The sequence below is a fragment of the Rhodothermales bacterium genome, from assembly GCA_017643395.1.
GTDB lineage: Bacteria > Bacteroidota > Rhodothermia > Rhodothermales > UBA10348 > JABDJZ01.
This window is the reverse complement of record JAEPNP010000005.1, coordinates 374250-386071: the sequence shown is the minus strand read 5'-3', so window position 1 is coordinate 386071 and position 11822 is coordinate 374250. Positions and strand designations below refer to the sequence as shown.

Here is an 11822-nt window from a genome sequence, read left to right as displayed (position 1 = left end):
TGGAAACGAAAAAAGGCGCCCCACGCCACGCGTGAGGCGCCCTTGAGTCGGCTGCTGCCGTTGCTGCAGCCGCTTCGCGCTAATTCGCGCTAATTCGTGCTGAACGATGCGCGGAGACGATCGATACCGTCGCTCACGCTGCGCTGGAACTCGTCAAATTTCTTGTCGAGGTCCAGGGCCGCATCGGCACCCTCCTGTCGGGCGCGGGCTTTCAACTGGTCGAGTTCGGCGCTCCACTCATCGAGTTTCGCTTCTGCCTTTTCGCGATACAGGGTATCCCTGTCCATAACTAACCTCCGAATACTGTTTGTTCAACGAACTGCCGGCCCAAGACTAAACTTGCGTCTGAGAGCCGGATTTCGACGGTCTGTAATTATCCGTCGCAACAACTATACGGGATCACCTCGCTCGAAGTTCCGAATTTCGTCCAAATCGTCCGCCGGTGGAGCGGAGCGGACCAGCCGGTTGGCGTCAGCGCTTCACCTCGTAGTCCAGCAGGACCGTGCCGGTTTTTCCGAACACGCGGGAACGGAGCAGGGTCAGCGAGGGCCCTCGCTTCCCGCTCGGCAGCAGGGGCAGCCCGCCACCCAGGAGCACCGGGATAACGGCAACCTGAACCTCATCCACCAGGGCCAGATCAAAGGCGGATCGGAACAGGTCTCCACCTCCGAACAGCCAGATGTCCCGGCCGCCGGAGGCTTTAAGCTCTGCCACCGTCGCAGCGAGATCCGGAGAAACCTTACAGCCCCGACCCTCATCCTCGGCCAGGGTCCTGGATATCACCCAGGCATCCAGGCCGTTGAACATGCCTCCCCCGTAGTTCTGCTGCTCCTCCCACGATTTGCGGCCGACCAACAGGGCATCGAAGCGGCCTATCAATTCCCCGAAATCGATGTCCGGATCCATCAGAATCCAGTCGATTTCGCCATCGGGGCCGGCAATGAATCCGTCCAGACTCACTGCGGCCGACAGAACGAGCTTTCTCATTGCGGTGGTCGAATGAAGGTGTGGAAATACGATCCGATTCCGCTCCAGAGACCGTAGCCCTGCTGTACGTTGGACAGCACTCCGGGCTGGGCCAGGACCTCCGGGTCAAACTCGCCGTCGGGTGGGTCCCACTCCTCGGCAAGCGTTCGGACCTGCAACTCGATGGCATGTACCCCCGCCAGCGGCGCGGTCGGGGGCAGCCCCATCACCTCTCGCATTTTGCCGGCATCGTCAGCCAGATCCACGGTGAACTCCCAGCCGCCGTCTACGCGACGCCCGGTCCGTCCGTAAGGCACCCGCACCCATCGCCCGGACAGATCGTACATCAGATGGATATCCCACGGTGACGTGATGCCCGGCAGAAAAACCCGCTGGGTCAGGGCCGAGTCCGGGTTCACCTCCCAGGGAAAAAACAGCGTGTCCGGCACGGGTCGAACAGCCGGAAACCGTGGAATGGTCGTTTCCGCCCAGGTCACTGTCCCGTCGTTCCTGGTGATCTCAAGGAGGTAGGAACGACCCGCGCGAGCAGGGAAGCGCGCTCGGAAGACGTGCCCGTAATTGCCGTCGCTCAGGCGATCCAGCCGGTGATTCCAGCGTGTGACCTCGCCCGTGCGCAGGTCCGTGGAGGTCACCACTCCGTCGATCGATGCCTGTGGGTCGGACGGATCCGTGATGTTCTCGGCCAGCCGGGTAAGTGGAATCACGCGGAGGGTGTGCTGGGCGTCCCGTTCGTCCAGATAGCCGAACACCGTGAAGTACCGCCGGTCGTTGTCGAACGGGTCGAAGTCGCCCGAATCGCAACTCAAGCCCGCCAGGCAGGCGAGAATGACGCCGAGTATGTTCGCGCCCCTTGTCACCATCCGCGGGTCTTCTTGTCCTCGGGCCTTGGCTTCGGCAGCGCGTTGAAGCGCTCGTGCCGGGGGCGCTCCTGGGGCTCGGACTCCGTGGCGTCGAGCTGCTCGGGGTCGGCGCTCCCGGTCTCCGTGGCGTCGAACTGATCGGTGTCGGCCCCCTCGTCCTCGGCAGTCGGATGGAAGGCCGAAGCCTCACCTCCAGTGAGGAACGCCTCCCTGAAGGTGACCGGGAGCTCCCGGCCGGATGCCCGCGCTTCGGTCAACTCCAGCTCGTCCGAGCTAAGCGCCCGAAACTCAGGCCGAGCATAGAACTCCAGATACCCGCAGTTGACGCACCGCAGCACTCCAATCGGGATTTCCTCCCCCGGGTTCTTCACGCCGGTGAAGAAGGACTTGCGCGGGTGTCCCGGGTGCCATCCCATCACCCGCCTGGAGCCCTGGTTGATGTCCAGGGTAAAGCCCAGCTCCATGCGCCCGGCGCAGCGCAGACAGACGTCGTGCTCACTCATGCGATCAGTGGTGTTTGGTCCACTCCAACAGTCCGGCATCGTCGGATTCGCCTTCCTCGTCATCGTCGCCCGGCCGCTCCGGCCAGCCTGTGCGCAGGTCGTTCCAGTGGAGGATGGTATTGAAGACCAGCGCGTGGTTTCCGTGGGTATTCCAGCGTCTCACGGGGCGACCGGCGAACAGCACGACATGCCCCAGCCCGACGGGTACGTTCACAACCGCAGGGGTGCCCTGCAGTTCGGACTCACCGGTCAACATCCCCGACATGCGCAGGTCTCGCTTGGCAAAGGAGACGACCGTGCGAGGCACCTCGGCGCTCCAGGCGGCATCCTTGTACCAATCCGGCGTGCGCGCATCGCCCATGGAGGTGTTTACGCTGAACACAGGCCCCGCGCTGAAGTACATCGGGATGTCTCCGGTATACCCGTAGGTGATAGGGCTTGCGGCATCCTCGACGGTGGTGCGAACCAGCGAGCCCCGGGCTTGCAGGTTGCGGGTATCCCGGATGGAAATCCGTCGCGTGATGCCCATGTCAATCGGGAATGCGGACGATGAGCCCGAGGTGATAAAAACGCCGCCGTCCTGAATCCACGAAGCCAGATTGCCCAGGCCGTCATAGCCCATGCCGCGCCGCTGATCGTCCGTCTGATCGATCTTGCCGATGTGCGGGTAGTCCTCCGAAGGCATCCAGGGCAGGGCGGGCCCTACCCGGCTGTTGCCGGCCACAAGAGCCTGACTGGAAGACCGTGCCCGGGGAAGGATGAGTACGTCGTAGCCGGAAAGGTCTCCGGCAAGGTCCTGTTCGGAGAGGTAATCGTACGGAATGCCGATCTCGTCGAAAGCAAAATGCCACCAGCCCGCGTCCTGTGGCGTGGAGGTCCAGGTATGGATCAATCCGACCCGGGGCACCTCCACGACGTGGGTGGGCACGTCCGGCCTGTCCCTGAAGGCACGAACCTCTACGCCAAGCCCATCGGCCAGGGTCTCCAGGCCGTCCACCGGACCGCGCATGATGTAGGATCCTGCATTGAACCGATGGTCTCCGTGCTCGAAGGCTTGCTCTGCCGCGAGCACCTCGACGTCGGCGCCCAGTTCAAATCGAAGCACGGCGATGTTGTCATCGGTGGTGTGGTTCACAACCAGCCAGCGCCCGCGACCGTCGATGCCGCCGCTGTGTGACACATGATCGCTGAGCAGCGTCATCGGCGCATCAAGGACGGCTTGGTCCTTCACTCGGTGCACGTCCACGTTGTGGGCCAGGGGCAGCGTCCACCCGGTGTCGTCGTACGGCGCGTTGGCACCGCGAGGAAAGGTCTGTTCCTCCAGCAGGATGCGAGCCAGGGTATTGTAGGGCTGATCGGACCGCACCACGTAGTCGCCGGCCGAGGCAGCTCCCTCATCGTTCCAGCTGAGATCCTCATCGGCGCGATGCACCTCGAGACCCTGATCCATCAGCAGATTCACGAAGTTGGTCACGCCGGCACGGCGTACCTGGTCACGCGGGATGATCCAGGCAAACGGGGGTTCTGTGCGACCACGCTCGAGCGAATTGTTGGACTTGATCCAGAAGTTCTCGACGAACTCCGTGGAGTTGTCCGCCATGTATCGAAGTGCAGCCAGAACGCCCGATTGCATGTAGTTGGTATTGTTGCGCAGGCTCCACATCACCTTCTCCAGTGGTGGATTCGGTCTGTACCACTGGCGACTGGTGGACCGCGACGACAACTCCCGCTCGACCGTCTCGGGAATGGAGTTGCCAAAGGTCTCGTAGAACTTGCCGGCTGAATTTCGGGTGTTGGCCATCCAGATGAGATAGTTGGCCGCCCAGCCGTTGTAGAACGCGTGTGTCCACACGCCGGGCATGCCCCGCCGAGTCAGCTCGGAGACTTCCTCGTACGCCAGGTTGTGCCACTCGTCCACCGTGATCGGGTCAATCCACTCGTTGTACGGCCCGAGCCCGGTCGATGTGTAGAGGTAGGGCACCGACTCGTGCAGATCATGCATGAGCTGCGGCTTCCAATGGTTGAAGCTGCCCAGAATGTTGCGGGTCAGGTTCAGTGCCATACCGTACCCGTCACGGTTGTTGTCGTGCGCGGCGTAGGCACCCCAATAGGTCAGGCTCGGACCCACACCCTCATGGTCGGCGCGGTAGCGGTAAATGTCGACGATGCGGTCTCGCCCGTCTGGTTCGGCGGCGGGAGTGAAAATGAGAATCACGTTGTCCCGAATCGCCTGGATCATGGGCGATGCGCTCACAGCCATCCTGTAGGTGAGCTCCATCACCATCTCCGGGCTGCCAGTCTCGGGTGAATGCAGCCCGGCCGTGATGTAGTAGATGGGCCGGGTGGAGGCAATCAGTTCGGCCGCTTCCTCCTCCGAGACACCGCGTGGATCCGCAAGCCGGTTCAGGTTGAGGCGATTCTGCTCCAGGTCGGCCATGTTTGCCTCGCTGGTTACGATCACCTCAACCATTTCACGCCCTTCCTCACTGGTACCGATGGTTCGAACCGAGACCCGTGGTGAGGCGTCGGCTACGGCCCGCAGATAGCCATAGATCTCATCGGTGTAGTGCAGAATGCCGGGCGCGCCGACGATGGTGCCGAAGTGTTCCAGCGGACTCGGCACCGCATCGGACACGGGAAGGTGGTCGACCCAGTGGTTGAGAAACCGCTTGTCGGTCGTGTATTCGGCGATTTTCGCCGCGTACTCCTCGTCCATGGTCTGCTGGGCGATCAGGTCGAGCGGGACGGTGGCCGCGACGAGGGCGGCCAGAAGAAGCGTGCGCATGCGCATTCAGGGGTGAGTGGGGAGTCAATATCCCCACGCTCGCGCCGGAATGCACCTGGGCTACCTCCGGGTTAGCCTGCGGTCGAACATCTCGATGGCCGTGGCTGTGTCCTGTCCATCGAACACGAATCGAGCCACCGATCCACCCCCGAGCAATTCATGGCGCATCGCGTTGGTAGTGGCGTCGAAGACGGTCATCGGGCCGGAGAGCACGCCCCAGTGCATGTACAAGGTGTCCCCGCGCGTCTCTACGTCCACCACACCGAGTGCGGGGTCCTGATAACTGCCCGCGTACGCGGTCAAGGGGTGCGGTAGTGGCTGGTCGCGCTGCTCCTGGATCTGCTCAAACTGCCGCACGCGATCGGGAAGCTCAGCCGTTTGGGCGGCGAGTTCCGCGATGCGCGCATCTGCCAGCGAATCGGCGTCGGCACGGCCCTGCAGCACATCGAATGCGTAGGCGGCAACAATGTCTGTGATGGCCGAACCGGCGGGTCCGTTGACCTGGGCCACCACGCCGATGCCCGCCTCGGGCAGGAACGAAATGTGAGACCGGGTCCCCTGATAGCCGCCGAAGCGACTCACCATATGCTGTTCCCGGTAGCTGCCGATGTCGAAGCCCATGCCCCAGCCGTCGCGCTGGAAGAAGGCGAACTGGCGGTCCTGGGGGCGGAGAATGCGATGGGCGTTCGCGACGACATCGGCAGGAAACACCCGGTCGCCATTCAGCATGCCACCATTCATCTGGACGCGCACCCAGCGGGTCAAATCGCCAATGGTGGACAACGTGCCGCCCGCGGCGTTCATGGTTCTGTCCGTCTTGACGAAGGGCATCGTAGCCAGGGATCCGTCCACCAGGACTCGATGGGGCTTTGCGATGCGATCTCGATTGATGCCCGATGTGCGGGCATGCGTGTCACGCATACCGACGGGGCTCAGCACGCGCTCGTCAAGGAAGGACTTCCAGGACAGGCCCGTGACCCGCTCAATGACCATGCTCGCGACATTGTAGCCAAGGTTGCTGTACGCCAGCGAGCGATCCTCCCTCGGGGTGTTGTACTGCAGCAATCGCGGAAAATCGGACTCTGGAAATTCGCCCGTAAATGCCGCCGATAGCACCAGCGGTCCGTTTCCGAGGCCGTGTGTGTGGGCGAGGAAGTCGGCGACCGTACTCCCTGCCGCGTCGTAGCCCGAGGGCCACTCAGCGTCGGGCAAGTAGTCCGAAATGGGCGATTCTGCATCGACGAGGCCGTCCTCCACCAGCAGCGCAAGCCCAAACCCGGTCAGGGACTTGGAGGTGGAGGAGATGTACCACAGCGTCTGTTCAGTCACTGGAATCGCGGACGATGCGTCGGCAAGCCCCAGGTGGGCTTCGTAGATCACCTCGTCCCCCTGTACGATGGAAACTCCAAGACCTGCAGATCCGCCAGTCGCGAACGCGGCGCGCACCACGCGGTCAATTGCCGCCTGTTGAGGATGGTGAGCCTGGCGGCAGGACACTGACAGCAGGGCAAGCAGAATCAAAAGGGGGCGCATGGCACGAGGCGTTGGGCTTGCGGGCGCTACGGTCTGCGGAAGTGCCGGTTACGGTGACGGAGCAAAAAATCTTAAATCATTAAAAGTTTTGTGGCTGGTGCAGGGGTTGTGGCTCCGTCCGGCAACCCTGGCGGCCGGAAAGGGCACGCAGAAATAACCGCGCACATATATTGCACCTATACCGGGGCATTTGTACAGTGGTCGCGGCATCGGAGGCGCGCGGAGATGCCATTACCCACCATACCCGAAAGCACAATGAGCCTGAAAGACAACGTCCAGGATTTCGTCAACAAGTGTGACAGCGGCCAGATGATGGACGCATTCGAGCAGTACTACGCGGACGACATCAAGATCACCGAAGCCAACGGAGATACCTTCCATGGGAAGGATAACCAGCGGCAACGCATAGCGGACTGGATGTCCACCGTCGAAGAAATCCATGGGGGCGCCCATCCGGCATGGGGCGTCAATGAGGAGACGGGAAGCGCGTTCATTCAGTCACAAACGGACGTGACTTTCAAGCAGGGAGGCCGGATGCTGTTTGAAGAGGTCGCCGTACAGACCTGGAAGGACGGCAAAATCGTCGAAGAGAGGTTCTTCTATAACATGCCGGGGTAACGCCGTCCCGATTTTGCCCGAAGGGTCGCAGCACTACGTGTTGCGGCCCTTTTTTGTGACGTCTGGAACGCAAAACAGGCTTTAGTACACGCTCGGTGGCGCGATACCACGGGGAACCCACCACCACGACCGTCGAGGTCAACGGTCCCCCTGGCATCCCCTACCACGACCATGGAATCCCACAACGCTGCTCCCGGACGTATGGCTTCACTTGGCAAGCTTGCGGCCGGCGTAGCCCACGAGCTCAACAATCCTCTTGGGTTCATCCGAGCCAACATTGAAACCCTCACCGAATACACCGGGGCCCTGACGGACCTCGTCTCACGGTACCGGGCAGCCTGTGACGCGATGATGCGTGACGGTGCAGTTCCCCCACCGGGTTTCGACGCCATCGAGCATGACTGGGAAGAGCATGACGTGGAGTTCATCATCGAGGACTCAGAGGACATGCTACGAGAGACCATGGCAGGTGCCGATCGCGCCACAGAGCTGGTCTCTGCGCTGAAAGTCTTCGCCCGCAATGATTCGCCGGATACGGAGGCGTTGGATGTAAACAGGTGTGTGGGCGGCGCGCTGCTCATCGTCAACAACGAGCTGAAGTACCACTGCACCGTGGTCAAGGTATTTGGTGAGTTGCCACCCGTTACCGGCAATTCAACTCGGTTGAGCCAGGTGTTCGTCAACATTCTTCTGAATGCGGCTCACGCAATCCCGGAGAACGGCACTGTAGAAGTGCGGACGTGGGCCGAAGCCGGGACGGTAAACGTGAGCATCAAGGATGATGGCGTCGGCATGGATGCCGACACCCGGGCACTCATGTTCGAGCCGTTCTTTACGACCCGCGACGAACCCGAGGGCAAGGGGCTTGGGCTCGCGGTTGCCCGCGAAACGGTCCGGGAATTCGGGGGCAGCGTGCATGTCGGGACTGCGCCGGGAGCGGGCACCAAGGTGACGATCAGCCTTCCGGCACGCGTCTAGTCAGAGGCCGCCTCGGGTCGCACTCAAGCCGCCGCTACGGATCCCGAACCGGGACGCGCACGGCCCTCAAGAATCCACATGGTAGCGTAGTGTGTAAGTCCGCTTCCGGCCGGCACGCCCAGTTTTTCCTTGATGTTCGCCACGTGTTTGTAGACCGTGGCCAGCGCGATACTGAGGCAGTCCGAGATCCCCTGGGGTGACAACCCGCGACCTAGGAGTGTGAACACCTCCAATTCCCGATTCGAGAGAATCTCCTCGGGCTCACCGCCAATGGTCGACGACTGGTTGACCAGTGCGGAGAGCACGGCTTCACTAAAAGCGAGTTTACGTTTGGCAACCCGCTCGCACGCTTCAACAATGCGATCCTGGGTTGCGGTCTTCGGCAAGAACCCGGCCGCGCCTGCTCGCAGCACGCGCAGGGCATAGACCCGCTCCTCAAATGTGGAAATCACAAGCACCCGGGTATCCGAGCTGGACTTGATCTCCGCGATAAGCTCCAGACCGGCTCCACCACCAAGCGAAGGGTCGAGAATGAGCACGTCAGGCGCCTCGGCCTTAATGGCTTCTCGCACCGCCTCAATGGAGGCGCATTCCAGAACTTTTTCGAATGCCGGCGCATCCGCCAGCATTGCACGCAGCCCTCTGCGCACCACGGGGTGCGCGTCTGCGACGACGACTCGGAAGCTCATGCTGTAGGGGAGGCCTTGACTGGTTAGGCCTCAGACGACACCGTGCCTGCTCGATGACGTGTCGACCGCCAGAGGGAAAGCGGTCCAGGTATGGGGGAGACAAATCAGGGATGGCTATCTCTCGCCAGGATACCCGGGTCGCTGCCGGTCGACATGGGTATTCCTACGTAAAAAACTGGCCGGGCGTCAGAAAACACTTGGTCGAACTACATAAAATCTGTAGGCATATGGCGATTGAGTACCTAAAAACTGTAGATGCAAATACGTATCGCTACCTATTTGGGCTGGCACACACCGTTCGATACCAGCAGGAGTCAACCCCCCCCCAAATCGCCTTCAGTCTTATGAACGGCGCTCCAACATCAGGCTCCCCAAAGCTCGAGCGGGAGGCACGTCCACGTGTGCTTTGCGTGGACGATGAACCCCATATCCTGTCGGCGATCAGGCGCCAGCTCCGGAAGCTGTACGATGTGACCATCATCGACACTCCGGAGCAGGCGCTGGAGTTGCTCGAGGACCAGACTTTCGAGGTCATCATTTCTGACGAGCGAATGCCCGGCATACCGGGGCATGAGTTTCTGGCTGAGGCTAAAATGCGCGCTCCTGACGCGATGCGCATTCTCTTGACCGGGCAGGCAGACCCGGAGGATGTGGCCTCGGCCATCAACAAGTCCGGCATCTTCAAATACCTCCAGAAGCCCTGGGGAGACTCAGAGCTGAAAGAGGCCATCGAGGCAGCCCTCAACAAGCGGCGCGAACTCGCGATGCAGCGGGAGGCTCGGGAAAAGACCGAGGCCCAGAACTTCCGGTTCGCCGAATACAATCGGAAGCTGAGCGCCAAGGTCCAGAAGTCAAACATGGAGCTGACCGAGGCGCAGCGCACGATTCGGGAGGCGGCCGCTCAGTCAGCCGCCGCCATGGTCGCCATGATGGATTGGGCAGACCCCGTTCTGGGAGAACACTGCAAACGGGTGCACGACCTGGTCAAGGCCATGGTCGAGCGCATGAGCCTGGTCAAGGCGGAAGCGCGGGCTGCCTGCCACGCGGCGCTGCTGCACGACATCGGGAAGCTCAAGACGGGCCGAAGCCGGAGTCTGGATCCAGAGCTTGCGTTCGCACATGCTCAGGTGGGTGCGGAACTCGTTGCCTCCGTGCCCGGCCTGGAATACGTAGCGCAGTGCGTTGCTGCGCATCACGAACGATTCGATGGACGAGGCTATCCAGGTGCGCTGTCAGGCGAAGAAATCCCGCTTGGGGCCCGAATTATCGCCGTATCGAACGCATTTGACCATGCCTTGTATGGCGCGGGTCATCACAATACGGCCTCCAAGGAGAAGGCCATGGAGGAGGTCCGCAAGCTGACCTCAAGGGATTTTGACCCTCTCGTCGTCGCTGTCCTGATTGAGGAGGTGAGCAAAGACGCCTGGGTACCCTCGCCGGGCCTGACCAGCGTCGACATTCTCAACCTTCAGCCCGGAATGGAAATCGCACGAACCTTCCGAAGCCTCGATGGCAAGGTGGTCGCTCCTGAGGGCCACCTGCTGAAAGAGCAGGACGTCCAGCGAATCCGCAAGCTGGGCCAGACCAACACGGTTCCGACACACATCATCATAACGCAACAGGCCTAGATCATGAGTGTCCCGACACGCATCATCTTCGTTGATGACGAAGTCAACATCCTGACATCCCTTCGCAGACTGCTCAGACGCATGCGGTCCGAGTGGGACATGGCCTTCGTCGAGGGCCCGGAGGAGGCGATCGCTGAAATGTCAAAAGCGCCCTTCGACGTGGTGGTCTCGGACATGCGTATGCCGGGCATGAGCGGCGCCGAACTGCTCGAGATCACCAGAAGGGAGAATCCGGGCGTGGTGCGCATCATTCTTTCGGGGTACGCGACCCAGGAGGCGCTTCTACGCGCTGTCGGGCCGGCGCACAATTTTCTTTCAAAGCCGTGCGACCGGGAGACCCTGGTCGAGAATATCCACCGCTCGCTGGCTGTACGTCAACGTCTGGAATCACCGGCGATCCGGGACCTGATTCTGAAGGTGGACTCACTTCCCAGCTTGCCCAGCGCCTACGAGCAGCTGACTGCAGCCGTGGCGGCGGGCGAATCAGACGTCGAGGTGATGGGCCGAATTGTGCGGAAGGACATCGGGATTAGCACCAAGCTGCTCCAGTTCGTCAATTCCTCCTACTTCGGTTTGGCAGAGTCTCTCAGCGACCCACTGGAGGCGGTGCGCTTTCTCGGACTGGGCACGGTCAAGGGTCTGGTTGCATCCAACAAGCTGTTTAGCCAGGCCGAGTCCTCGGCCGTCGGAGCCTTGCATCAGACTGCCTATCAGACGGCGGCGATCGTGCGGGATCTCGCCAGCAGTGTGCCGGGAGTTCCGGAGGACCAGGCCTGTCTGGCGGCGCTTACTCATGAAGCGGGGCGACTGTTGCTGGCCGAAAGCTACCCCGACGCCTATCGCGAGGTGGTGACGGAGTCGGAGAACTCTGGGCGTGGCCTGTCGGATGTCGAGCGCGAGGCCTTCGGGCTGACGCACACCGAGATCGCCGGTCGACTGCTCGAAATCTGGGGCATCCCGGACCCGGTGGTCGAGGCGGTCACGTTCTGGCAAACGCCATCTGAATCCGGGGCCCAGACGGTCACACCGCTAGCCTTGTTACACACGGCAAAGGCCCTTCAGGCGGAGGCACAGGGCGCCTCATTTCTACCGGACTGCGAGTACCTCGATCGAGTCGGACTGGCCGGCAGGCTCGCAAGCTGGAAGCGCGAGTTCCTACCCCGTCTTGGCCATGCGGCGTGAGCGCCCTATGCCCGCAGCCTCCGAATCCCTCCAAGCGGCTCTAGTGCCCGGCCACCCAC

At 61.8% G+C, this 11822-nt stretch carries 11 protein-coding genes; 4 read left to right on the top strand and 7 right to left on the bottom strand.

Annotation, left to right across the window (positions count from 1 at the left end; all coding sequences use genetic code 11):
- Nucleotides 1-89 precede the first annotated feature (89 nt).
- The 6 genes from JJ896_16080 to JJ896_16055 form a co-directional block, all read right to left on the bottom strand.
- Nucleotides 90-287 carry a hypothetical protein gene (locus tag JJ896_16080; protein ID MBO6781174.1) on the bottom strand — a complete coding sequence of 66 codons (198 nt, stop codon included), beginning with the start codon at nucleotides 285-287 and terminating at the stop codon, nucleotides 90-92.
- A gap of 184 nt (nucleotides 288-471) precedes the next feature.
- Entirely contained in the window at nucleotides 472-987 is a 516-nt protein-coding gene (locus tag JJ896_16075; protein MBO6781173.1) for a dihydrofolate reductase family protein, read from the bottom strand.
- Nucleotides 984-1844, bottom strand: coding sequence for a hypothetical protein (locus JJ896_16070; GenBank protein MBO6781172.1), 861 nt, complete (start codon nucleotides 1842-1844; stop codon nucleotides 984-986). Before JJ896_16070 ends, JJ896_16075 begins: the two co-directional genes overlap by 4 nt.
- A complete protein-coding gene (locus JJ896_16065; GenBank protein ID MBO6781171.1) occupies nucleotides 1841-2350 on the bottom strand; it encodes a hypothetical protein in 510 nt (169 codons plus the stop codon). The genes JJ896_16070 and JJ896_16065 overlap by 4 nt, the downstream gene beginning before the upstream one ends.
- A 4-nt stretch (nucleotides 2351-2354) precedes the next feature.
- The gene (locus JJ896_16060; GenBank protein ID MBO6781170.1) at nucleotides 2355-5135 is read right to left on the bottom strand and encodes a hypothetical protein; all 2781 of its coding nucleotides are present in this window, start codon (nucleotides 5133-5135) and stop codon (nucleotides 2355-2357) included.
- Nucleotides 5136-5195: 60 nt separating this feature from the next.
- The gene (locus JJ896_16055) at nucleotides 5196-6668 is read right to left on the bottom strand and encodes a serine hydrolase (protein ID MBO6781169.1); all 1473 of its coding nucleotides are present in this window, start codon (nucleotides 6666-6668) and stop codon (nucleotides 5196-5198) included.
- A 255-nt stretch (nucleotides 6669-6923) separates the two neighbouring features.
- Here JJ896_16055 and JJ896_16050 point away from each other — a divergent pair, with 255 nt between their 5' ends.
- On the top strand, nucleotides 6924-7286 hold the full coding sequence (locus JJ896_16050; protein MBO6781168.1) for a nuclear transport factor 2 family protein: 363 nt from the start codon (nucleotides 6924-6926) through the stop codon (nucleotides 7284-7286).
- Nucleotides 7287-7457: 171 nt separating this feature from the next.
- A complete protein-coding gene (locus JJ896_16045; protein ID MBO6781167.1) occupies nucleotides 7458-8264 on the top strand; it encodes a hypothetical protein in 807 nt (268 codons plus the stop codon).
- Between the two features lie 23 nt (nucleotides 8265-8287).
- Here the strand turns inward: JJ896_16045 and JJ896_16040 are convergent, their stop codons facing one another.
- On the bottom strand, nucleotides 8288-8953 hold the full coding sequence (locus tag JJ896_16040; protein ID MBO6781166.1) for a response regulator transcription factor: 666 nt from the start codon (nucleotides 8951-8953) through the stop codon (nucleotides 8288-8290).
- Between the two features lie 344 nt (nucleotides 8954-9297).
- Between JJ896_16040 and JJ896_16035 the strand changes: the two genes are divergently transcribed.
- On the top strand, nucleotides 9298-10581 hold the full coding sequence (locus tag JJ896_16035; GenBank protein ID MBO6781165.1) for a response regulator: 1284 nt from the start codon (nucleotides 9298-9300) through the stop codon (nucleotides 10579-10581).
- A gap of 3 nt (nucleotides 10582-10584) precedes the next feature.
- Nucleotides 10585-11763 (top strand): HDOD domain-containing protein, encoded by a 1179-nt coding sequence (locus JJ896_16030; protein ID MBO6781164.1) that lies wholly within the window; start codon nucleotides 10585-10587, stop codon nucleotides 11761-11763.
- Nucleotides 11764-11822 lie beyond the last annotated feature (59 nt).

Excerpts from the sequence above, each read along its gene's own strand:
- JJ896_16080 (MBO6781174.1), bottom strand. The coding sequence starts at position 287 with ATGGACAGGGATACCCTGTATCGCGAAAAGGCAGAAGCGAAACTCGAT.
- JJ896_16075 (MBO6781173.1), bottom strand. The coding sequence starts at position 987 with ATGAGAAAGCTCGTTCTGTCGGCCGCAGTGAGTCTGGACGGATTCATT.
- JJ896_16065 (MBO6781171.1), bottom strand. The coding sequence starts at position 2,350 with ATGAGTGAGCACGACGTCTGTCTGCGCTGCGCCGGGCGCATGGAGCTG.
- JJ896_16060 (MBO6781170.1), bottom strand. The coding sequence starts at position 5,135 with ATGCGCACGCTTCTTCTGGCCGCCCTCGTCGCGGCCACCGTCCCGCTC.
- JJ896_16055 (MBO6781169.1), bottom strand. The coding sequence starts at position 6,668 with ATGCGCCCCCTTTTGATTCTGCTTGCCCTGCTGTCAGTGTCCTGCCGC.
- JJ896_16050 (MBO6781168.1), top strand. The coding sequence starts at position 6,924 with ATGAGCCTGAAAGACAACGTCCAGGATTTCGTCAACAAGTGTGACAGC.
- JJ896_16045 (MBO6781167.1), top strand. The coding sequence starts at position 7,458 with ATGGAATCCCACAACGCTGCTCCCGGACGTATGGCTTCACTTGGCAAG.
- JJ896_16040 (MBO6781166.1), bottom strand. The coding sequence starts at position 8,953 with ATGAGCTTCCGAGTCGTCGTCGCAGACGCGCACCCCGTGGTGCGCAGA.
- JJ896_16035 (MBO6781165.1), top strand. The coding sequence starts at position 9,298 with ATGAACGGCGCTCCAACATCAGGCTCCCCAAAGCTCGAGCGGGAGGCA.
- JJ896_16030 (MBO6781164.1), top strand. The coding sequence starts at position 10,585 with ATGAGTGTCCCGACACGCATCATCTTCGTTGATGACGAAGTCAACATC.